This is a genomic window from Collimonas sp. GW821-FHT07E08 (genome assembly GCF_059418905.1).
The window spans coordinates 95,495-117,770 of sequence record NZ_JBWKQR010000016.1 but is presented as its reverse complement, the minus strand read 5'-3'; the positions used below and the strand labels follow the sequence as shown (position 1 = coordinate 117,770).

At 60.4% G+C, this 22,276-nt stretch carries 18 protein-coding genes and 2 tRNA genes; 6 read left to right on the top strand and 14 right to left on the bottom strand.

Annotated features, from left to right (window positions below; all coding sequences use genetic code 11):
- Nucleotides 1–94 precede the first annotated feature (94 nt).
- From AC07RZ_RS19925 to cysS, 9 genes are all read right to left on the bottom strand, one after another.
- On the bottom strand, nt 95–1,063 hold the full coding sequence (locus AC07RZ_RS19925) for an ABC transporter substrate-binding protein (RefSeq protein WP_144736564.1): 969 nt from the start codon (nt 1,061–1,063) through the stop codon (nt 95–97).
- Between the two features lie 314 nt (nt 1,064–1,377).
- Nucleotides 1,378–2,778, bottom strand: a complete 1,401-nt coding sequence (locus AC07RZ_RS19920; protein WP_494669257.1) for an AcvB/VirJ family lysyl-phosphatidylglycerol hydrolase — start codon at nt 2,776–2,778, stop codon at nt 1,378–1,380.
- Nucleotides 2,775–5,381 carry a bifunctional lysylphosphatidylglycerol flippase/synthetase MprF gene (gene mprF, locus AC07RZ_RS19915; protein ID WP_494669256.1) on the bottom strand — a complete coding sequence of 869 codons (2,607 nt, stop codon included), beginning with the start codon at nt 5,379–5,381 and terminating at the stop codon, nt 2,775–2,777. The genes AC07RZ_RS19920 and mprF overlap by 4 nt, the downstream gene beginning before the upstream one ends.
- A gap of 197 nt (nt 5,382–5,578) precedes the next feature.
- A tRNA-Ser gene (locus tag AC07RZ_RS19910) sits at nt 5,579–5,672 on the bottom strand.
- A gap of 127 nt (nt 5,673–5,799) precedes the next feature.
- Nucleotides 5,800–7,050 (bottom strand): aspartate kinase, encoded by a 1,251-nt coding sequence (locus AC07RZ_RS19905; RefSeq protein WP_494669255.1) that lies wholly within the window; start codon nt 7,048–7,050, stop codon nt 5,800–5,802.
- Nucleotides 7,051–7,180: 130 nt separating this feature from the next.
- Complete coding sequence (tilS, locus tag AC07RZ_RS19900) at nt 7,181–8,551, bottom strand: tRNA lysidine(34) synthetase TilS (RefSeq protein ID WP_494669254.1); 1,371 nt, start codon at nt 8,549–8,551, stop codon at nt 7,181–7,183.
- A gap of 50 nt (nt 8,552–8,601) precedes the next feature.
- Complete coding sequence (locus tag AC07RZ_RS19895; protein WP_014006318.1) at nt 8,602–9,576, bottom strand: acetyl-CoA carboxylase carboxyltransferase subunit alpha; 975 nt, start codon at nt 9,574–9,576, stop codon at nt 8,602–8,604.
- Between the two features lie 50 nt (nt 9,577–9,626).
- Nucleotides 9,627–10,292 carry a DNA-3-methyladenine glycosylase family protein gene (locus AC07RZ_RS19890; protein WP_494669253.1) on the bottom strand — a complete coding sequence of 222 codons (666 nt, stop codon included), beginning with the start codon at nt 10,290–10,292 and terminating at the stop codon, nt 9,627–9,629.
- A 15-nt stretch (nt 10,293–10,307) separates the two neighbouring features.
- A complete protein-coding gene (gene cysS, locus AC07RZ_RS19885) occupies nt 10,308–11,729 on the bottom strand; it encodes a cysteine--tRNA ligase (protein ID WP_144736575.1) in 1,422 nt (473 codons plus the stop codon).
- A 239-nt stretch (nt 11,730–11,968) separates the two neighbouring features.
- Between cysS and AC07RZ_RS19880 the strand changes: the two genes are divergently transcribed.
- The 3 genes from AC07RZ_RS19880 to AC07RZ_RS19870 are packed head-to-tail and all read left to right on the top strand — an operon-like array spanning nt 11,969 to nt 13,910.
- Complete coding sequence (locus AC07RZ_RS19880) at nt 11,969–12,559, top strand: peptidylprolyl isomerase (RefSeq protein WP_144736577.1); 591 nt, start codon at nt 11,969–11,971, stop codon at nt 12,557–12,559.
- Between the two features lie 47 nt (nt 12,560–12,606).
- Nucleotides 12,607–13,098 carry a peptidylprolyl isomerase gene (locus AC07RZ_RS19875; RefSeq protein ID WP_144736579.1) on the top strand — a complete coding sequence of 164 codons (492 nt, stop codon included), beginning with the start codon at nt 12,607–12,609 and terminating at the stop codon, nt 13,096–13,098.
- Between the two features lie 23 nt (nt 13,099–13,121).
- Nucleotides 13,122–13,910 (top strand): UDP-2,3-diacylglucosamine diphosphatase, encoded by a 789-nt coding sequence (locus tag AC07RZ_RS19870; protein WP_494669252.1) that lies wholly within the window; start codon nt 13,122–13,124, stop codon nt 13,908–13,910.
- A gap of 8 nt (nt 13,911–13,918) precedes the next feature.
- Here the strand turns inward: AC07RZ_RS19870 and AC07RZ_RS19865 are convergent, their stop codons facing one another.
- The 4 genes from AC07RZ_RS19865 to rnr form a co-directional block, all read right to left on the bottom strand.
- On the bottom strand, nt 13,919–14,641 hold the full coding sequence (locus AC07RZ_RS19865; protein WP_494669251.1) for a YceH family protein: 723 nt from the start codon (nt 14,639–14,641) through the stop codon (nt 13,919–13,921).
- A 24-nt stretch (nt 14,642–14,665) separates the two neighbouring features.
- The gene (gene cysE / locus AC07RZ_RS19860) at nt 14,666–15,415 is read right to left on the bottom strand and encodes a serine O-acetyltransferase (RefSeq protein WP_092393683.1); all 750 of its coding nucleotides are present in this window, start codon (nt 15,413–15,415) and stop codon (nt 14,666–14,668) included.
- A 175-nt stretch (nt 15,416–15,590) separates the two neighbouring features.
- Complete coding sequence (rlmB, locus tag AC07RZ_RS19855; RefSeq protein ID WP_144736585.1) at nt 15,591–16,334, bottom strand: 23S rRNA (guanosine(2251)-2'-O)-methyltransferase RlmB; 744 nt, start codon at nt 16,332–16,334, stop codon at nt 15,591–15,593.
- Between the two features lie 27 nt (nt 16,335–16,361).
- The gene (rnr, locus tag AC07RZ_RS19850; protein WP_494669250.1) at nt 16,362–18,821 is read right to left on the bottom strand and encodes a ribonuclease R; all 2,460 of its coding nucleotides are present in this window, start codon (nt 18,819–18,821) and stop codon (nt 16,362–16,364) included.
- 145 nt (nt 18,822–18,966) lie between these two features.
- On the opposite strand from rnr, the gene AC07RZ_RS19845 reads away from it, so the two are divergent.
- Nucleotides 18,967–19,051: transfer RNA gene (locus AC07RZ_RS19845), tRNA-Leu, on the top strand.
- Between the two features lie 259 nt (nt 19,052–19,310).
- Here AC07RZ_RS19845 and AC07RZ_RS19840 read toward each other — a convergent pair.
- A complete protein-coding gene (locus AC07RZ_RS19840; RefSeq protein WP_494669249.1) occupies nt 19,311–19,946 on the bottom strand; it encodes a lytic polysaccharide monooxygenase in 636 nt (211 codons plus the stop codon).
- A 218-nt stretch (nt 19,947–20,164) separates the two neighbouring features.
- On the opposite strand from AC07RZ_RS19840, the gene AC07RZ_RS19835 reads away from it, so the two are divergent.
- Both AC07RZ_RS19835 and AC07RZ_RS19830 read left to right on the top strand, forming a co-directional pair.
- On the top strand, nt 20,165–21,469 hold the full coding sequence (locus AC07RZ_RS19835) for an MASE1 domain-containing protein (RefSeq protein WP_494669248.1): 1,305 nt from the start codon (nt 20,165–20,167) through the stop codon (nt 21,467–21,469).
- Nucleotides 21,466–22,266: an alpha/beta hydrolase gene (locus AC07RZ_RS19830; RefSeq protein ID WP_494669247.1), complete on the top strand. Its 801-nt coding sequence runs from the start codon at nt 21,466–21,468 to the stop codon at nt 22,264–22,266. The genes AC07RZ_RS19835 and AC07RZ_RS19830 overlap by 4 nt, the downstream gene beginning before the upstream one ends.
- The last annotated feature ends 10 nt before the right edge of the window (nt 22,267–22,276 follow it).

Here is a 22,276-nt window from a genome sequence, read left to right as displayed (position 1 = left end):
CTTGCGATCCCGAATTTCTCACGCGAAGCCATGCCGTCTGACCAGGCATGCCCGATGCGGCGAGCGACCCGCCCGCCGCCTTTCGTAGAAAACCTTAGTACTTGCGGTTCGGGAATTCCTTGGCTGCCACCTCGGCCGGAAACACGCTCTCCTCGGTCGTAATGCGCTTGGGAACGGTCTCGCCGGCAAGCACCTGTTTCGCGACCTTCATGAGTTGCGGCCCCAGCAGCGGGCTGCATTCGACCGTGACGTTGAGCTTGCCTGCCATCATCGCTTCAAACGCGCCTTTGACGCCATCGATCGAGATCACCAGTATGTCCTTGCCCGGTTTCAGGCCGGCTTCTTCGATGGCCTGTATGGCGCCGATCGCCATGTCGTCGTTATGCGCGTACAGGACATTGATTTTCTTGCCGTCGGTCTTGAGGAAGGCTTCCATCACTTCCTTGCCCTTGGCGCGGGTGAAGTCGCCGGTTTGCGAGCGGATGATTTTCAGTTTCGGGTTGGCGGCGATGGTTTCTGCAAAACCCGCCTTGCGGTCGATGGCGGGAGCGGAACCGACTGTCCCCTGCAATTCAACGATATTGATGTCGCCGGCGGGCATGGTCTTGGCCCGTTCCAGCAGCCAGCGTCCGGCGCGGCGGCCTTCTTCAATGAAATCCGAACCGATGAAAGTCACATACAGGGATTTGTCGCTGGCGTCGACTGCGCGGTCGGTCAGGATGACCGGGATCTTGGCGGCTTTCGCTTCGCGCAAGACAGTGTCCCAGCCCGACTCGACCACCGGGGAAAATGCAATGACATCGACCTTTTGCGCAATAAAGGAACGAATCGCCTTCACCTGGTTTTCCTGCTTTTGCTGGGCGTCGGCGAACTTGAGCGTCACGCCGGCCTGTTTCGCCGCATCCTTGATCGACGCGGTGTTCGCGGTGCGCCATTCGCTTTCGGCGCCAACCTGGGAAAAACCCAGCACCAGCGGCTTTTCCGCATAGGCGCTGGCAGCGATTCCGAATCCCAGTCCCAGGCAAAGCGCCGCACCCAATACCGTTCTGCGTGTCATTTTCATGCTGTCTCCGTTTTTATGTTTTTAGATAGATAAAACGTTCGAAAGGCGCGACCATCCTAGGACGGAAACCAGCCGGTTTCAAATGAATTATTTTCTGTTTCAGATACGTGTTTGGGTATCGGCCGGCCGGCGCTGCTTTGCAGCAGATGATTTTTGGACAAAAAAAAGCCCGCTAACTTCCGTTGCGGGCTGAATCCAAACCTTGAGAGGTGTTGGAGGAGACAGGAGCACTATATCGCACTGCAGCATGGCAGTCTGCTTGATTGTCGTGATACCAGATATTCATCAATCGGATATTGCAGCTGCCCGCAACGCTACTTGCGCGCGGCGTCAAGAATCAGGCCGGCCAGGCGTTCGTAGTTGCCGTCGAAATGATGGCCGCCGCTCAGCTTGAGCAATTTGACGCGGCTGGCGTCCAGGCTCGGACAGGCCGAATCGGTTTCCTCGCTACCGTAGATGCACATCGCCAGCCCGGCCGGCAGCTTCGCGACTTCGGGCGGGATGGGCAAGCCGTCATTGCTGGAGCTGACCCAATTGGTCAGATGGAACTGGAAATCGGCTTTTTTCCCCAGGCCCATCATTGCTACCAGCGGCACCGACGCCAGCGCCTTGCCCGACAGGCGGTTGCCGACAAAAGGCAAGACGTCGGCGCCTTGCGAATAACCGATCAGCACGACCTTGTCCTTTTTCCAGCGCGCCATGTAGAACTGCATCAGGCGCTCAACGTCTTTTGCGGTCGATGCCGGCGTGCGGGCGCTCCAGAAATAGCGCAGCGAATCGATGCCGACCACCGGCACGCCACGCTTGGACAATGCGTTTGCCACGTCGCGGTCAATGCCGGCCCAGCCGCCGTCGCCGCTGATCAGGATCACCATGGTGCCGGCATCCTGGTTGCGCCCGGGCGGCGCCAGCGCAGCCACCTCCACCACCGGCAGATCGGACACCGCGGCAGGCGGCGCCTGCACCGCCACCGCTTGTTTTGCATTCAGGCTGGAATAGGCCGACTTCAGCTGCGCCAGTCCATCCTGGCCTGCTGCCTGGATCAGTTCAGCGCCGCCGACACTGGCGACAAATGCGCGGGTAACGCCAGCCTCGCAACGGGCTGCACCGGGCGGTTGCGCATCCGGCAAAACCCGCCATGCGGCAGGCAACCGGGAAACCGGTAGCAGGTCCACGCCCTGGCCTTTTGCCCGTGCCTTGAAACGCACGCCTTCGCCTTTGCACAGCGGTTTGCGCAAACTCAGGGCAGGACAAAAACCGAGCGAGACGGCGCCGCCGAAAGTGCCGGCAGGCGCCTGCGCCAGCATTGCATAGGCAAAGCTGGCGCCGGAACCTTCTCCCACCAGCAACGGCGGATAATATCCCGGCACTTTTTCATAAGCCTGCACGAAGCGGCTCAGGTTTTCCAGGTCGCCGTCCGGAAACGCGCAGTCGCCGCCGTCGGCATTGAGGCTGGCGAATAATTGCGGCGTGCTGATTCCTGCCACCAAAGCACCTTGTTCGGCCAGCGCACGCGCCTTCTCGGCTGCGCCCTGGCTCCAGCCGGCGTCGCCCGACAACAGCAGGACGACGCCATTCACCGGCCCCGCCGGCTGGTAGATTTCCACACTCTTGAAACGGCCATGACTGACGCTGTGATGCCTGTCGCCTGCGCGCGCGCTGCTGCCGAGGCACGCCATCGCGCACAGCGCCAGGCAAATCATTCTCTGCTTCATTTACTGATGGCTCCCTTGAGGCCGCCGCTGATCAGCGCGGCCGTATCGGTGAAGGCGAACAACGGCGCCAGCCCGCCCTTGCTCACCAGGTAGCGTGCTTCCCACACCGGGTCGAACTTGTCTTTGAAATTGCGCAGGCCGCGGAAATTGTAGAAACGTCCGCCGTGCATGAACAACATGCGGCCGAAGCGCTGCCAGCGTGAAGCCAGCTGGTGGTCTTTCATGCCTGACATCGGCGCCATGCCCAGCCCGAAGCGCTGGTAGCCCTGTTCCTTGAAATGCAGCATCAGCTGCGAGAACAGGAATTCCATGGTGCCGGGCGGCGCATCCGGCAATTGCCGCATCAGGTCGACGGCGGCTTCGATCCGCAAGACGTCCGGACACATCAGGCTGGCGAAAGCGATGATTTTTTGCTCGCGCCGGATTACCGCAACCGGCTGCCGCGCAATGTAAGCCTCGTCGAAACTGCCCAGCGAAAAACCCTTCTCGCGCGTGTCCTGGTCGGCCAGCCATGCGTCCGAGACGGCCTTGAGCTGGTCCATCAATGGCGGCAACTGTTCCACCGCCAGCATCGAGAAACTCAGGCCTTCGCGCTCGGCGCGATTGACGCCATGCCGCAGATTGGCGCGGCGCGGCCCTTGCAGGCTGAACTGATCGAGCGGCACATAAGCCTCTTCGCCCAGCTTGTACACGCGCAGGCCGGCGTCGAGATAGAGCGGCAGCGATTGCGGGCGCACCTTGTAGAACGCGACCCGGCCGCCATGACCGTCAACCAGTTCGATAAAACGCCAGATCAGCTCCGACCATTCGCGCTGGTCGCCGACCGGATCGGATAACGCAACCCAAGAGCGGTTGTGCTTGGCGAACATGATGAAGCTGTTGCCGGAGGCGGAAAACAGCAGGCTTTTGTCGCCCATGAAAGCCAGGCATGCATCCGCCGCGGGCTGCTTGCGCACGACCTCGGCGGCGCGCAGCAACTCCTCTTCGGCGGGACGTTCGGCGACGCCGGCAGAACGCCGGAACAATTGCCACAGGCCCAGGCCCAACGCCATGATGGCGACAACCATCAAGGTCCGCATCGAACGCGGCGCGTAGTCGTCAAATGCAAATTGCCACCACATGCGGTCGGCAATGTCGATGTCGCGGTAAGCGAACAGCAGTATCCAGCCGCAGGCGGTGAGCACGCAGGCAACCGCGATCAGCCAGCCAGGCTCGAAGGTCTGCGAAAACAAGGATGAGCGCCGGTCAAACTGCTTGCGCGAAATCACCAGCAGCGAGGCCAGCAGGAACAATACGATGAATTCAGAAATGGCGATGCCCTTGGGCAGCGCCAGGATGCCGGCGATCACCGTCAGCACCAGCGAGGCCCACCAGGCGGCGTCGAGCCGGTGCAGCAGGCCGCGCGCCAGGAACAGCATCGCCAGTCCGGCGACGCTGCCGATCAGGTGCGATGCTTCCACCACGAACAAGGGCACATGCAGCCGCAGCAGTTCTTCCGCGTGGCGGGTGGCCGGCGTTACGCCCGACACCAGCAGCATGGTGCCGGTCACCAGGGTCAATGCCGTGAGCAGCCATGGCGACAATTTCACCGCCGCGCGCGCCACCGGTGCGGCAACGCCGGCGCGCATCTCGAATGCCGCCAGCAGGATCGTCGCCAGCAGCAGCGGCAACAGGAAATAGATGGCCCGGTACAAGACCAGGGCCGCCGCGATCTTGCTGGTGGGCGCGTGGTTGGCGCAAGCCAGCAGGATCACCGCTTCGAACACGCCGACGCCGCCGGGCACATGGCTGATCACGCCAAGCGCCATCGCTATCGCATAAAACGCGACGAAGGTCGGCAAATCGATCACGCCGCTCGGCAGCAGGAACCACAAGGTAGCTGCCGCCGCGCTCAGATCGACGGCAGAGATCAGCAGCTGGCGCAACGCCAGGCCGGATTCCGGCAAGCGCAGGTTCCAGCGCCCGAACAGCAGCACGTCGCGGCGCATGCGGCACAGCAGGATAAAAGCGGCGACGCCAAGCAGCACCAGGCAGGCCACCGCGCGCAGCAGCGAGCTCGGGATATGCGCCAGCTCCTGCACCTGCGTCGCTCCCCACAGCAAGCCGATAGCGCCGAAAGTGGTCATGCCAAGGCCGAATGCGCCGGCATTGAAGGCAATGGCTTGCGCCACCTGGGATGCCTCGACGCCGCTGGCCGTGTACAAGCGCATGCGCACCGTGCCGCCGGTCAGCACGCCGAGTCCGACGGTGTTGCCGAGTGCGTAGGCGATAAACGAGGTCAGGCCGATGGTGGTCCCTTTGACCTTGGCGCCGACGTAACGCAAGCTCGACACATCGTAGCCGGCCAGCGACAGGTAACTGACGGCGGTGGCCAGCACTGCCAATAAAAGATTGTTGAGCGGCGTATGCTTGACCGCATGCACGATGCTGCGGTAGTGCACGTCGGCAAGCAGCGCGTGCAAGGATTTGAAGACCAGCGCGCCCAGGACCAGCACCACCAGCATGGTCAGCCAGGGACGCCAGCTTACGCCCCCCGCCTGGACGGCTGGAATGCCGCCAGGCGCCGGAATATCTGTTTGTGACGAAGATGGATGACGTGCCATGGAACCTTTATTATGCGGCCGTTCCCTCAAGGCCGGCCGCCGACTACATTAACAGTTGTTAAGAGCCAGTTTACAAAGCAAGGTTCGCTCCAGCAAGCAATAACCGGTAAAGAACCGGCCGCAAAAACAAAAAAACCGCATCAGCACAAGGCTAGAAGCGGTTTCTTGTACGTTCCGAGCGAATCGGAACATGTTCTTGGAGGAGGCGGTGGGAGTCGAACCCACGATACAGGTTTAAGCCCATATGCTTCCTTAGCAGGGAAGTGCCTTCGACCACTCGGCCACGCCTCCAAACTCAAAACGGCTTTTAACAACGCCGCGTTAAGGACACGAATAATAACTTTTCATGGGGCATTGGTCAATAACGCCACACCAAATTAACCGCTTTTTTCGTGATTTTTTTCGCGATCCAGTGCGATTAAGCGCTTTCCAGCCCAAAAGCCTTGTGCAGGGCGCGCACCGCCAGTTCCATGTATTTTTCGTCGATCAGCACCGAAATCTTGATCTCAGAGGTTGAAATCATCTGGATATTGATGCCCTCTTCCGACAAGGTGCGGAACATTTGCGAAGCGATGCCGACATGGCTGCGCATGCCGACGCCAACCACCGACACCTTGGACACCTTGGCGTCGCCAGTGATGCTGGCGGCGCCGACGTGCGCCTTGACCTTCTCGTTCAAGACATCCATCGCCTTGTTGTATTCGCCGCGCGGGACGGTGAAGGTGAAGTCGGTTTTGCCGTCGACCGACTGATTCTGGATGATCATGTCGACTTCGATATTGGCATCGGCGACCGCGCCGAGGATCTGGTAAGCGATGCCTGGGCGGTCAGGCACGCCGAGCACGGTAATCTTGGTCTCGTCGCGGTTGAACGCGATGCCGGTAATGGTGGCTTGTTCCATCTTGGTGTCTTCCTCAAACGAAATCAGGGTGCCGGAAATTGCTTCTTCTTCCAATGGCATTAAGGGGTCGGTCAGCGACGACAGCACGCGCGTCGGCATCTTGTAGTTGCCGGCAAATTCGACTGAGCGAATCTGCAGCACTTTCGAGCCCAGCGATGCCATCTCCAGCATTTCTTCAAAGGTCACGGTCTTCAGGCGGCGGGCATCCGACACCACGCGCGGGTCGGTGGTGTAGACGCCGTCGACGTCGGTATAGATCAGGCATTCCGCGGCTTGCAGCGCAGCTGCCACGGCCACCGCCGACGTATCGGAACCGCCGCGGCCCAGGGTCGTGATGTTGCCGAGTTCGTCGATGCCCTGGAAACCGGTGATGATCACTACCTTGCCGGCATCCAGGTCTTGCCGCACCTTGGTGTCGTCGATCGAACGGATACGCGCCTTGGTATGGGCGGAATCGGTTTTAATGGCAACTTGCCAGCCGGCGTAGGACACCGCCTGCTTGCCTATCGCTTGCAAGGCCATGGCCAGCAAGGCCACCGAAGCCTGCTCGCCGGTGGAGGCCAGCATGTCGAGTTCGCGCGGGTCCGGCTGGGCGGTAATTTCTTTTGCCAGGCCCAGCAGGCGGTTGGTTTCACCGGACATCGCGGAAGGCACCACGACGATTTGGTGGCCGGCGTCATGCCATTTGGCGACGCGCTTGGCGACATTCTTGATGCGCTCGGGCGAGCCCATCGAAGTGCCGCCGTATTTGTGGACGATTAAAGCCATAGGGAGTGTAGGTGGGTGCTAGAAGCAGGCAGTGCAATAAAAGAAAAATCAACCCTTTACTCTACCTGCAACGCCCCATTATGACAAGTGGATTACCGGCCGGAAAGCGCGATAACGCCTATGCCTCAAATCAGATATCTTGCCTGAACAACAACTCATCAGCCTGCCAGCGCAGGCAAACGTGCGGACCGGGCCCGGCCGCCAGCTGCAGGCAATCCATGCCGATGCCGGCGGCAAACAGGATTTGCTTGCCGCTGCTCACCAGAGGCAGCCGCTCGCGCTCCCAGGGCGGCACATCGAAGGCCTGGTAGTGATATTTCACGCTCTTGGTGGGACGGTTCAGCGCCAGCTTGAGGCGTTCGCCGCCAGAACGATATTGAATCTGCAACGGTTGGGCGCGCAGCCAGTCGGCGGCGATGCCCTGCTCTGCCTGGTCGAAATGCAATACGCCGCCGAATTGCGGGAAGCGCATCTCGGCCTCGCCGTTCCAGCGAAACGCTTGCGGCTCGATCTCGGAACGGTCGGTATCGTCGCGCGGCGTCAGGAACACCCGGTTGCGGTGACGGCGGATATGGCAATCGGGATGCGTTACGCATAACTGCGCGTCGGCTTTTGCTTCCAGCAGCTGCTGGCGCATTTCGCTCAGCCAGGCGCTGGAAGGCATGCGCAGGCGATGCAGGCCGAACCAGTAGCGCAGCAGGTTGTCGATGCGCTCGCCGCTCAGCTGGCGCACCTGCTGCAGATCGAGGCAGGCGCCGTCGGCGCAGAGCGCCATGTCTTGCGCCGCCAGGTCGATCAGCAGGCGTTGCGTAGTCTGCATGTGCCCCGCGCTGCGCGAGAAACGTTCCTGGAATCCAGGGAAATATTGCGCCAGCACCGGCATCACCTGCTGGCGCAAGGCGTTGCGCGCATAACGCGGATCATGGTTGGATTCGTCTTCGATATACCTCAGCTGCTGCGCCGTTGCGTATTGCTCCAGCGCCGCACGCGATACTTTGAGCAGCGGCCGCGCCATCAGCAATTCATCATCGCCAAGCAAGGTCGGCGCCGTGTTCCAGCGATCCATGCCGGACAGGCCTGCGGCACCGGAGCCGCGCAACAGCTGCAGCAGCACGGTTTCGGCCTGGTCGTCCAGGTGATGCCCGGTCAACAGCAAAGGAACCTGGCGCTGGCGGCACAAATCGCCCAGCGCCGCATAACGGCTGATGCGCGCCGCCTCTTCCACGCCGCTCTTGCCGCTATGGCGCAATTCGATGCGGCGCGTATCGAACGCCACATCGAGCGCAGCGCAAGCCGCGGCACAATGGGCTTGCCACTGGTCTGCGTTGGGACTGATGCCGTGATGGATATGGAAAGCGAACAGCTTGACGCCTTGCGCGGCGGCGTACTGTGCCGCCGCATGCAGCAGGACGCTGGAATCCAGTCCGCCGCTATAGGCCACAGCCAGCCGTGCCGGCTGTTGCGAGACAGTTGCGGGGAACGCCTGTGCGATTCCCGCCAAAGTGTTTTCTAAGTACGCACTGATACTTGTAGTAGATGAATTCGACACGCCTATTCTGCAGCCAGCACTTCCTTGAATTTACCGTAGCTCATCAGTTTTTCATGGCGTGCATTCAGCAGGTCCTTGGTCTTGACTCCCTGGAACTGGCGCAGCGTATCGGCCAGCGCGCGCTTGAGCAAGGAAGCCATCTGTTTCGGATCGCGATGGGCGCCGCCCAGCGGTTCGCTGACGATCTTGTCGATCAGGCCGACGGCTTTCAGGCGATGGGCGGTCAGGCCGAGGGCATCGGCGGCATCGGCGGCGCGCTCGGCGGTTTTCCACAGGATGGAAGCGCAGCCTTCAGGCGAAATCACCGAATATGTCGCGTATTGCAGCATCAGGACTGCATCGCCGACCGCAATCGCCAAAGCGCCGCCAGAGCCGCCTTCGCCGATGATGGTAGCGATCAGCGGCACTTTCAGTTCAGCCATCGCGTACAAATTGTGGCCGATGGCTTCCGATTGCCCGCGCTCTTCGGCATCAATGCCGGGAAAGGCGCCAGGCGTATCGACAAAGGTAAAAATCGGCAAGCCGAACTTTTCCGCGACTTTCATCAGGCGCAAGGCTTTGCGATAACCTTCCGGCTTGGGCATGCCGAAATTGCGCAAGGCGCGCTCCTTGGTGTCGCGCCCTTTCTGATGGCCGATCACCATGCAAGCCTGGCCGTTGAAGCGCGCCAGGCCGCCGACTATCGACTGGTCGTCGGCATAAGTGCGGTCGCCATGCAGCTCGTGGAAATCGGTGAATATTTCATTCACATAGTCCATAGTGTAAGGACGCTGCGGATGCCGTGAAATCTGCGAAACCTGCCAAGGCGTCAACTTTGCGTAGATGTCCTTGGTCAATTGCTGGCTTTTTTTCGACAAGCGGTCGATTTCTTCCGAAATGTCCACCGCCGAATCGTCCTGGACGAAACGCAGCTCTTCGATCTTGGCATCTAACTCGGCGATCGGTTGTTCGAAGCCGAGGAATGTTGTTTTACTCATATTATTCCCTTGATTAAACCATCATTACCGAACAAGTTATTGATAAATCATTACTCGGTAACGACTTGATATTCTGCAGACATCGCATCCAGGCTACGCCATAGATACCAGGTCGCCACGGTGCGCCATGGCTCCCAATTGGCCGACACTTCGCGCGCATCGCTGCGCGAAACCGGCTCCCCTGAAAAATAATTGACACTAATGCCCTTAAGCAATCCTAAATCATCCAAAGGCAAAATATTAGGCCGGAGCAAATTAAATATCAAAAACATCTCCGCTGTCCAGCGTCCGATGCCGCGGATCTGCGTCAGGTCGGCGATGACATCCTCGTCTTCCATCTCCATCCACTGCTCGGCATTGACCCGTTTTGCCTTGAAATGGTCGGCCAGGTCAAGGATATAGTCGGCTTTGCGCTTGGACAGGCCGCAAGCGGCAAGTTGCTCGGGACCGGCTTTCAACACCTGGGCCGGGGTCGTCTTCGGACAGACTAACAGAAATTTCTGCCATACAGATTCCGCCGCCTTGACCGATATCTGCTGCCCAACCACCGAACGCGCCAGCGTGGTGAACGCCTCGCCGCGGCCAACCAGGTGCAGGTCGCCGAACTGCGGAATCAGCTTACGCATGATACGGTCACGCTTCATCAGCTCGGCCTTGGCGTCTTCCCAATAGGAAGGCACAAAAAGCCCGGAGTCGACCGCTGTCGCTTTTTCCATACGCATATGTTTACGTTACGCCCTTCGCCATTCGGTTTGACCGCCGGGCTTATCTTCCAGCAAGATGCCTTCGGCCAGCAGTTCCTTGCGAATCAGGTCTGCGGTCGAAAAATCCTTGGCCATTTTTGCCGCTTGACGAGCTTGAATTTTGAGTAGGATATCTTGCTCTGACAAAGCGGCCAGCGCAATGCCATTTCCGACAACTTCATTGCCGGCGAGTGCGCGGCCTTTCAAAAAATCTTCAGGAGCACGCTGCAAAAAACCCAGTACGCCGGCCAGGCCTTTCAGCTGGCGGGCCGCTGCTTGCGAGCGGTTCTTGTTGACCTCGTTGGCCAGGTCGAACAACGCGGAGATCGCCATGGGCGTATTAAAATCGTCGTCCATGGCTTGCGCCACGCGCACCGCATGGGCCTCGCTCCAGTCCAGCGGCAAGGCGTCGCCCGCTACCTCTTTCAGCGCGGTGTACAGGCGAGTCAGTGCTTGCTTGGCATCGTCCAGGTTGCTGTCGGCGTAATTCAGCGGGCTGCGGTAGTGCGCGCGCAGGATGAAGAAACGCACCACTTCCGCATCGTATTTTTTCAGGACGTCGCGGATCGTGAAAAAATTTCCCAAAGACTTGGACATTTTTTCGTCATCGATACGCACAAAGCCGTTGTGCATCCAGTAGTTGACGAACTGGTGGCCGTGCGCGCCCTCCGATTGGGCGATTTCATTTTCGTGGTGCGGGAACTGCAAATCCTGGCCGCCGCCGTGGATGTCGAACTGCTGGCCCAGCAATTGCTCGGCCATCGCCGAGCACTCGATATGCCAGCCCGGCCGGCCCTGGCCCCAGCGCGAGCGCCATTTGACCTCTTCCGGCTCGTTTTCCTTCGACGCTTTCCACAATACGAAGTCGAGCGGATCGCGCTTGCCCAGGTTGACGTCGACGCGCTCGCCGGCGCGCAGGTCGTCGAGCGACTTGCCCGACAGCTTGCCATAGCCGGCAAAATCACGCACCGAATAATTGACGTCGCCGTCGCTGCCCTGGTAAGCCAGGCCTTTATGTTCAAGTTTTTCGATCAAGGCCAGCATCTGCGGCACGAACGCGGTGGCGCGCGGCTCGTGGTCCGGCTTTTGCACGCCAAGCGCAGCCGCGTCCTCGTCCATGGCCTGGATGAAACGGCCGGTCAGCTGCGAGATGGTCTCGCCGTTTTCCACGGCGCGCTTGATGATCTTGTCGTCGATGTCGGTGATGTTGCGCACGTAGGTAACGTCCAGGCCCGACTGGCGCAGCCAGCGCTGCACCATGTCGAACACCACCATCACCCGTCCGTGACCAAGATGGCAATAGTCGTAAACCGTCATGCCGCAGACATACATGCGGACCTTGCCCGGTTCGATTGGAGAAAACGGCTGCTTCTCACGCGCCAGCGTGTTATATATTTTCAGGTCGCTCATGGGAAGTTACTGCCTACCGACAGAAATAAGGCACAGAATTAAAGCACAGAAATATTGCACGCCGTTTTACCCATTCGCGCACTTGCGGTGCGGACATCAGTACAACTGAATCGCCAAAACTCTTTTGCAGTGTTTAGTTTGATAAAATGTTGCTTTTCGCCGCAGTATATCATTACTGAAAAGCGAAATTACACCACATGAGACATGAAAGCGGTACCACTTACATGAAGGATTTTTTTATGCCAGCATCTCTTAGACTGTCCCGCCGCACGTTCACCCTGGCGTTGACTTCGGCATTGACGGCTGCCTGTTTCCTGGGCAACCCGTCGTTAGCCAGCGCTGCAGACAAGCCCCATGTCTTGTTGAAGACCAATATGGGCGACATCGTCATCGAACTCAATCCGGAAAAGGCGCCGAAGACAGTCAAGAATTTCCTGGGCTATGTAAACAGCGGCCACTATAACGGCACGGTGTTCCACCGCGTCATCGAGAATTTCATGATCCAGGGCGGCGGCATGACCAAGGACATGGTGGAGAAACCGGCGCCGAACAAGGTAGAAAACGAAGCCAAGAACGGCCTCAAGAACGTACCTTACAGCATCGCCATGGCGCGCACCGCGGATCCGCAATCGGCTGGCGCGCAATTCTTCATCAATACCAACAACAATGAATTCCTCAACTACCCGGGCCGCGACGGCTGGGGTTACGCGGTATTCGGCCAGGTCATCAAGGGCGCCGACGTAGTCGACAAGATCAAGAAGGTCAAGACCGCCTACCAGGACGTGCCGACCACGCCGGTTATCATCGAATCGGCTACAGTAACCAAATAATTCCCGTTTTTGCCCTTCCCATTTTCAACCATCTGATAGGAAACACCATGGCAGTCCTCCTCACTACCAACCACGGCAAGATCAAGATCGAACTCGACGCGGAAAAAGCGCCGAAGAGCGTCGAAAACTTCCTGGCCTACGTTAATGCCGGCCACTACAACGGCACGATTTTCCACCGCGTGATCCCTGGCTTCATGGTGCAGGGCGGCGGTTTCGAGCCAGGCATGAAACAGAAGCCAACCAACGATCCAGTCGAAAACGAAGCCAAGAACGGCCTCAAGAACGAGCCGTACACGCTGGCGATGGCCCGTACTTCGGCGCCGCACTCGGCCTCCGCGCAGTTTTTCATCAACGTCAAGAACAACAGCTTCCTTGACTATCCAGGCCAGGACGGCTGGGGTTATTGCGTATTCGGCAAAGTAGTCGAAGGCACCGAGATCGTCGACGCCATCGAAAAAGTCAAGACCGGCCGCTCCGGCATGTTTGCCGACGTGCCGACAGATGACGTCGTCATCGAAAAAGCCGAAGTCGTCGCTTGATAGCCCAGGCTTAGCTCTTGCTCATGACAGCCTCAGTCTCGAACCAGCCCGGCGCCGTCCAGGCGCTGTTCATCTCCGACCTGCACCTGCAGGCAGCGCACCCGCGCACCACCCAAGCTTTCCTGGATTTCCTGCAGGAACAGGCAAAGCGGGCGCCGCAACTGTATCTGCTGGGAGACTTGTTCGAGTACTGGGCTGGCGACGACGACCTGGAAACGCCGTACAACCGTGAAATTGCCGCAGCGATCCGGCAGGTCAGCGATAGCGGCGTCCAGGTTTTCTGGATTGCAGGCAATCGCGATTTTCTGGTGGGCGACAGCTTCGCGCAAGCGGCCGGCATGACCATGCTGCCGGACCCGTCAGTCATCACCGTGGGCGGCCGGCGCCTGGCAATCGCCCATGGCGATGCCCAGTGCACCGACGACCTGGCTTACATGGAATTTCGCGCACAGGTGCGGCAACCGCAATGGCAGGCGCAATTCCTCGCGCTGCCGCTGGCGCAGCGCAAGGCGATCATCGCCGGCGTACGCAAGGAAAGCCAGGAAGAACAGCGCCACAAAACGATGGAAATCATGGACGTCAACCAGGCAGCGATCGATGCCCTGTTTGACAGCACCGCCACCGACACCCTGATCCATGGCCATACCCACAGGCCCGCGCATCACCTCTCGGGCGAAGGCAAGACCGCCCGCAGCCGTTACGTATTGCCGGATTGGGAATACGACGTCAAGGCGCAGCGAGGCGGCTGGATTGCAATCGATGCCGACGGTGCGATCCGGCGCTTTGGCCATGACGGCCAGGAACTCGCCTAACGAACCGCTTAATCAAACTGCCGCTTGAATTCGGCAAACTGCGCCGATAAATCATCCATTTGCCGCCGCAAGCCGGCAACCTCGTCTTCCAGCTGGGCGATCCTGTCCTGGCTGGCGCTTTTCACCACCGAGGCGCTGCCTGACATCGCATCCGCAATCGCCTGCTGCTCCAGCAGCTCTTCGCCCGCCAGCAGGTGCGCGTAGCGCGATTCCTTGGTGCCGGGCGCTTTCGCCAGGCGCGCCACCAGCGGCGGATATTTGTCGACCAGGAACTGCAAAGCCGTTTCTACCTCTGCCACCGAACCGAATTCATGCAGCCTGCCGCTACGGCTGCGCAACTCGCCCGCGGTCTGGATCCCGCGCAGCATCAAGATCGTCAACACCGCCAGCTTGTCCTGCTCCAACAGCCACTTGACGCGCATCCGGTGTTCATACTTGGCAACCCGGGCGCCGGCCTGGTTTACTTCAACCACCAGCTTGCGCTGCATCAGGCGCTGCAGGACATCCAGCACAGTCGATTCGGCGATAGCCATGACCGGATCCCGGCTCGACAGCTGGTTGCAGCCATTGGTCAAGGTATTCAGGGACAAGGGATAGTTGTCCGGCGTCAGCGCCTCTTTCTCGGCCAGGACCGCCAGTACGCGAACTTCAAACTGGTCGAGGAATTCATCGGCTGCGCCCTCAACGATCGGTACGTCGCCAGCCGGGATACCGCTCACTTCCTGATTCATTACTCTGCCTCCTGGCACGCCGCCTTATTCGACCAGCTTGTTGAGCTGGTCCGGATCAAATTTCTCTAGTTCAGGCAAGCCTTCGCAGGCAATGCCCGACTTCTTCAGCAAGGCGATGATGCGTTCTATCTGATGCTCCTGCGCGGCGGCGTTGTCGATCAAGCCGTGCAACGCCTTGGACAAGGGATCGTCGCCGTTGGGGGTAACGCCGTAGGCGGCAAACATGCGCGCCGCGGCCTCATCCTTGCCGCCGCTGCTTTCTTTCTGGACGATGCGCGCGGGATTGCCGACCGCGGTCGCTCCCGGCGGCACTTCCTTGACCACCACCGCGTTGGAACCGACCTTGGCGCCCTCGCCCACCGTAAAGCCGCCCAGCACCTTGGCGCCGGCGCCGATGATGGCGCCGCGCGCCAGGGTCGGGTGGCGCTTGGCGCCCTTGTTCAGCGAGGTGCCGCCGAGGGTGACGCCCTGGTATATCGTGCAATCGTCGCCGACTTCAGCAGTTTCGCCGATCACCACGCCGAAGCCGTGGTCGATGAATACGCGCCGGCCTATGGTTGCGCCGGGATGGATTTCAATCCCGGTAAAAGTGCGCGCCACCTGCGAAATGAAACGGCCCGGCCATTTGAAGCCGTTGTGCCAGCAATGATGCGCCCAGCGGTGCAGGATGATGGCATGCAGGCCGGGATAGCAAGTCAGCACTTCCCACTGGGTGCGTGCGGCGGGATCACGCGCCATGATGTTGGCAATGTCTTCACGAATGCGGCTGAACATAAGGGTGTCGGATGTATGCGGAGGCGTAATGTTATTCCAAATTGCGCCTGCCGTCTTTTGCTGCGAAAGTCGGGGAAACCGATGAACCGGTTTCAGGCCGGACTGGAAACATCCGAATCGCCGCCACGCAGGACAGACCGGCGGCGTGATTCAGAATGGATAAGGCAGATCGGGATCAACAACCCTTGGCCATGCGCTGGCGGCGGGCTTCGTACAGGCAGACGCCGGACGCTACCGAGACGTTCAGGCTTTCAACCGAGCCGAACATCGGCACGTTGACCAGCACGTCGCAGGTTTCGCGCGTCAGGCGGCGCATGCCCTCGCCTTCGGACCCCATGACCAGCGCTGCCGGCCCGGAAAAATCGGCTTCGTACAAACCCTTTTCGCCATCCTCGCTGGTGCCGATCAGCCAGATTTCACGTTCTTTCAGCTCGCGCAAGGTGCGCGCCAGGTTGGTCACGGTAATGTAAGGCACGGTTTCAGCGGCGCCGCTGGCAACCTTGGCGGCGGTCGCATTCAAGCCTACCGCGCGGTCCTTCGGTGCGATCACGGCATGGGCGCCGGCGCCATCGGCTACCCGCAGGCAAGCACCCAGGTTGTGCGGGTCAGTGATGCCGTCCAGCACCAGCAGCAGCGGCGGACCGACGATCGCATCCAGCAGCTCATCCAGGTTACGCGCCAGCGACAGCTCGCCGGCTTTTGCCACCACGCCTTGATGGCGGCGGGTGCCGACAATATTCGACAAGCGTGCGTCATCCACCGGGATCACACGCACGCCGGCCGCCTTGGCGGCATTCAGCAGGTCTTGCATGCGGCGGTCGACGCGGCCGGCATCCACATAAATCTCTTCCACCGACGATGCTTCATGACGCAGACGCGCGGTGACGGCGTGAAAGCCGAAAATCATTTTACTTTTCATATTCTCAGAATCTATCTATCAATCGATCTATCTTTTACGCTTGCTCGATTTTGTGAAGGCTTTTGGCGCGCGCGTTTTTTCTGCGACGCTGGCGGTCTTGGCCTTCTTGGCCTTGCCAGGGGCGGTGGTCTTGGCCGCGGTCGTGACGCGGCTGCCGGTCTTTTTCGGCGGCGCAGCCTTGCCGCCGGCCTTGGGTTTGGCGCCCCGGCCCTGCTCGCTGTCGGCACGCCGGGCTTCATTCTTGAGCACGGTCTTGATGCCTGGCTCGTTGACCAGGCGCAGGTCGATCTTGCGTGCATCCAGGTCGACCCGGCTCACCTGCACCGTGACCCGGTCGGTCAACTGGTAGCGGATGCCGGTGCGTTCGCCGCGCAATTCGTGGCGCGCTTCGTCGTACTGGAAATAATCCGCACCCAGTTCGGTGACATGCACCAGGCCCTCGATGTACAAAGCGTCGAGCTGGACAAAAATGCCGAAAGTGGCGACGCCGGAAATCACGCCGGTGAATTCTTCGCCCAGCTTGTCGCGGATGAAATAGCACTTGAGCCACGCCTCGACATCGCGCGACGCTTCGTCGGCGCGCCGTTCGTTGGCGGAACAATGGACCCCGAGCGCTTCCCATACCGCCAGGCTGCCTTCGTTTCTTTTCTTGCCCGCGGCCTTGTCTTCCGCCTGTTTCTTGCGGCCGGCCGGCGACAGCATGGTGTTCAGCGAGCTGGTGTCGAAACCCTTGGGTTCGTAACGCTTGCCTTGCAGGATCGCCTTGATGGTGCGGTGGGTCAGCAAATCGGGATAGCGCCGGATCGGGCTGGTGAAATGCGCATACGATTCATACGACAAACCGAAGTGGCCGATGTTTTCCGGGCTGTAGACCGCCTGCTGCATGGAACGCAGCAGCATGGTCTGCAACAGCAAGGCATCCGGCCGCGCCTTGATCTTCGGCATCAGGGCGGCATAGTCGGAAGCGGACGGCGTGTCGCCGCCGGCCAGCGTCAGGCCGACCTGCTTGAGGAAGGTGCGCAGTATGGTCAGCTTTTCCTTGGTCGGATGGGCATGGATGCGGAACAGTCCCGGATGCTTGTGGCGTTCCATCAGGTCGGCCGCGCAGACGTTGGCCGCCAGCATGCACTCTTCAATCACCTTGTGGGCATCGTTGCGGGTGCGCGGCAGGATTTTTTCAATCTTGCCGGCGGCGTTGCAGACGATGTAAGTCTCGGTGGTCTCGAAATCGATGGCACCGCGCGCCTGGCGAGCCTGCAGCAAGGCGTGGAACACTTCGTACAGGTGCAGCAGGTGCGGCACCAGGCCGGGCCGCTTGGCGGCTTCCGGGCCCTTGGTGTTGCCCAGGATTGCCGCCACTTCGGTGTAGGTCAGGCGTGCCGCCGAATGGATGACAGCAGGATAGAACTGGTAAGCCTTGATCTCGCCCTTGGCGCTGATCACCGCATCGCATACCAGGGTCAGGCGGTCGACGTCCGGGTTGAGCGAGCACAGGCCGTTGGAGAGTTTCTCCGGCAGCATCGGGATCACGCGGCGCGGGAAATATACCGAGGTGCTGCGCTCCAGCGCATCGACATCCAGGGCATCGTTAGGCTTGACATAATGGCTGACGTCGGCGATCGCCACGATCAGGCGGTAGCCGTTGGCGCGGCCGATCTTGATCGGTTCGCAATACACGGCATCATCGAAGTCGCGCGCGTCTTCGCCGTCAATCGTCACCAGCGGCACGTCGCGCAGGTCGACGCGGTCGCCCAGGTCGGTGGCGCGCACTTCGCCTGGCAGCTTGGCGGCCAGTTTCTTGGCGGCTTCGGAAAATTCGTGCGGCACGCCGTATTTGCGCACCGCAATTTCGATCTCCATGCCCGGATCGTCGATATCGCCCAGGATTTCGACGATCTTGCCCACCGGCTGGGTATAACGCGAAGGCTGTTCGGTGAGCTGGACGCTCACCACCTGCCCGGCCTTGGCCTTGCCCGGCGAACCCGCCAGGATGATGTCCTGGCCGATGCGCTTGTCTTCGGGAGCGATCACCCAGACCCCGTTTTCATTCAGCAAACGGCCGATCACATGGGTATTCGCCCGCGCCACCACCTCGACGATCGTCCCTTCGGGACGGCCGCGGCGGTCGGTGCCGACGATGCGCGCCTGCACCCGGTCGCCATGCAGCACTTTCTGCATTTCCTTTTCCGGCAGGAAAACGTCGTCGCCGCCCTCGTCCGAAATCAGGAAGCCGTAGCCGTCACGATGGCTGCTGACTCGGCCTTCGATAAAACCGGGAGAATTGGTCAGCTTGTAGACGCCGCTGCGGTCGGGCTTGATCTGGCCGTCGCGCTCCATGGCATTCAGGCGGCGCGTCAAACCGTCCATTTCATCAGGTTTGACGCTAAGCGCGGTAGCCAGGGCGGCGGCGTTTTGCGGCTCGGCGGAGGTGCGCAGAAGGCCGAGAATTTCCTCCCGGCTGGGGATAGTGTAGGAATATTGGCTCAAAAGGCTATTTTCAACAGGTTGTTATTCATCAAGGCTTAGTGTAACGGAGGATTATGACATTCTCCTAACCAAGCAATTTATATCTACATATCGTTATGACTAGGTTGACTTATTCCTGCATTAGCTTATAATCTCGCTCTCTCAAGCCCACGTGGCGGAATTGGTAGACGCGCATGGTTCAGGTCCATGTGCCGCAAGGTGTGGGGGTTCGAGTCCCTCCGTGGGCACCATATACCATAGACTAGGCCTTCGTTAGCAAGCGCGAAGGCCTAGCTCTCCGCAAAATTCCCAGTATTTCACCGAGCTGATCCGGGGTACTTGGCGGATATCAGCATTAGCCGGGCATCGCGGCGCGCCATCAACGCAAACACGATGCATATTATCAGCAAATTGCCTTAGCCTAGGCGCGACGAGTCCCGAGCGGGCATCGGCTCGCCATGGCTGTTCCGGTCCCGGTTTGAAACGGGCGGCGCTGCCGCCCTCTTTGTTTTACTTGAACGGATTGAGCAGCACTTTCTGCGGATTCACCACGGCTGCGGCCGGGATTTCGGCGTCGATCACTTGGTAGAAGGCATTGCCGGTATCGGCGATATTCCAGGTGCTCAAGATCACGTGGTAGCCGCTGCGGCCCGCCGGAATGGTGCAGCTGTGCTTCACGCGGGTATTGCTGGCCGGCGCGAAGCCGCCCTTGATGATGCAGAACGGCTGCAGCTCGAAAGAATCGCGGCTCAGCTTCTGGTTCGGGTTCCAGCCTTGCCTGGTGATGTAGTAGCGCCAGTCCTGCGTCATGTGGCCGGCGCTAAAATACCAGGTGAAGTCATTCTGCCCAGCCTTCAACGCCACCTTTTTCCAGCGCCCCTGGGTTTGCGCGTTCAGCTCCGCAAACTGCGGCAGGCTGGCGGCCGCAATGACGCCGTCAGCCGGCCCCGCGGCGGGGAATCCCTTTGGTCCTTCGACGCTCTGCGGTTCATATTGCACCGCGCCGCAAGCAGCATTCTCTTGCGTCTTGCACATGAACGCGCGCGATTTGGGCGCGTCGATGTAGCCGTGCGCCTGCGCCAGCAGCGGCGTCGTCAGCGCCAGCAATAAAGCGAACCGGGACGAGCAAGGCAATGCTTTTTTCATCGGACCTCCAGAGATGTAAGGATTCAGGTAAAAGAAAAGGCCGCCAGCCGATCGATTCTCGGACCAAGCCCTGCCGCCGCGTAACTGTCAACCTTGACAGCCGCGCTCCGGCTCTTGCCTTCGACCAAATTCTTTCCAGATTCACCATATAATGAGCGACCTCTTGCCCGCCGTCTTTTTCAGATCGCAAGAACGTCAACGCCATAAGGATATCCATCGTGAAACTGACCAACCAGACTGTCATAGCATTGCTGTGGGGCTTGCTCTACCTGGTCACCGGCTATATGTCGCATCAGCTCAACGGCCCGATTGCGACCACCGGCTATATCTGGCTGCCGGCCGGCGTCACCGTCGCCGCGTTCATGCTGACCACGACTTCGCGCTGGCTGCCTTTGTTGATCGGCTTCGTGCTGGCGCAGCTGCTGCTGGGCGTTATCGAAGAACGCAACCTGCTGCGCGTGGCGCTGTTTGCCCTGGATGAAATCGGCATCGCCGCGATCGTGGTGGCGCTGGTGCGCAAGGCGCAGCTGCCGATGGAAGGTTTGTATTTCGTGCGCGGCCTGCTGATCGCCGGCGTTGCCTGCAGCGCGATCAGCGCCGCGATCGGCGCAGCCTGGTTCACGCTGGTGCAGCATGCGCCGTTCTGGCCCACGGCGCGCGTCTGGGCTGCGTCCGACCTGGTCGGCATCCTGATCGTTACGCCGGTGCTGGCCGGCTGGTCGCGTTTCCACGCCATGCGTTCGGGCGGCATGGACCGCAGCGATTTCCTGCTGGGATTGGCGGCGTTCCTGGCCCTGGGGGTAACGGCTTTCGTGATTTTCGATGGCACCGGCATCAGCAGATTTTCGGCCGGCGTCAATTTTGCGCTAACCTACATCCCGCTGTTTTTCGCTGCTGTAGTCACCTTGCTGTGGGGCGGCCGCGGCGGCTCGCTGGCGGTTGCCATGCTGGCTTTCTTTGCCTTGCTCAACACGGTGCAGGGCGAAGGACCGTTCGCAGCATTTGCCGATACCTATTCCAAGCATTCGCTGCTGGAGGCCCAGCTGTACCTTGCCGTCGCCGCCCTGCTCTGCCTGCTGATCAGCGCCCTCAAGACTACCCGCGAACAATTGCACGAAGACGCCGCGCAATGGAAAAGCGACGTCGAACTGGCGCTGACCGTCAGCCGGCAACTGGTCTACAGCATCGATCCGCACAGCAAAAAACTATGCTGGAACGGCGACCTGCAAGGATTGCTGGGCATCGGCAACGCCGCTTTCAGCGACCTCGACCAGGTGCTGGCGCATGTCCATCCCGACGACCGCCAGCAATTGCGCAGCCGCTGGCTGGACGACAGTGACGACGACGCCCGCCCCGACCTTGCTTTCCGCCTGCTGCTGCCGGCGGGAGAAGTCAGCCATGTGAGCGACATGAGCGCAGTGCTGCTGGATGCCGACGAATCGGTCGCGATGGTGGCTGGCGCCTGGCGCCTCCACCTCAAGGAGGACGCGCGGCAACGGGGCCACGGGCCGGTTGTCATATGAGTGTTCGCACCGGCGCCCTGCTGATTCACGGCCTGGGCGGCACCCAATTCGACCTTGGCTCGATGCACAAGGTGCTGCAGCGCGCCGGCGTGGAAACCCACGCCGTCACCCTGCCCGGCCACGGCAGCCAGCCGGAAGACCTGGTGCCGGTCAGCTACGAGGATTGGCTGGATGCGGTCACCGCCAGCTACCGCGAACTGGCGCCGCAATACGATACCTTCCATGTCATGGGCATGTGCCTGGGTTCGCTGCTGGCGCTGGCCTTGTGCGAACGGGTGCAGCACAGCAAGGGCAAGCTGGTGACCCTGGCGCCGCCGGTCTTCATCGACGGCTGGTCAACTCCCTGGTACCGTCAGCTGCGGTACCTGGTGTACTGCATTCCCGGCATGGCGAGCAGGATGAAAGTGGAAGAAGACGAACCGTTCGGCATCAAGAACGCCACGGTGCGCGCCATCGTCAAGGCCAAGTTCGCGCGCGGCGACAATTTCCACTATCGCTGGGTGCCGCTGGCCTGCATCCGCCAGGTCGACCGCCTGCGCAAGAAGGTGCTGGCCGGAGCGCACCGGATTACCTGTCCGACGCTGGTGGTGCATGCGCGCGAAGATGAGCTGACCAGCCTGAAATCGGCTGAATTCCTGCAAAGGGCGCTGCCGGATGTACGCGTGGCGGTGCTGGAAAACAGCTACCACATGATTTGCGTCGACAATGACCGGGAACAGGTCACCAACAGCGTGCTGGAATTTTTCGGCTACCCGCCGGTGCCGCCGCGGCGGGTGCGCGGCGCCGACAAGGCTTGATGCGCGCCAC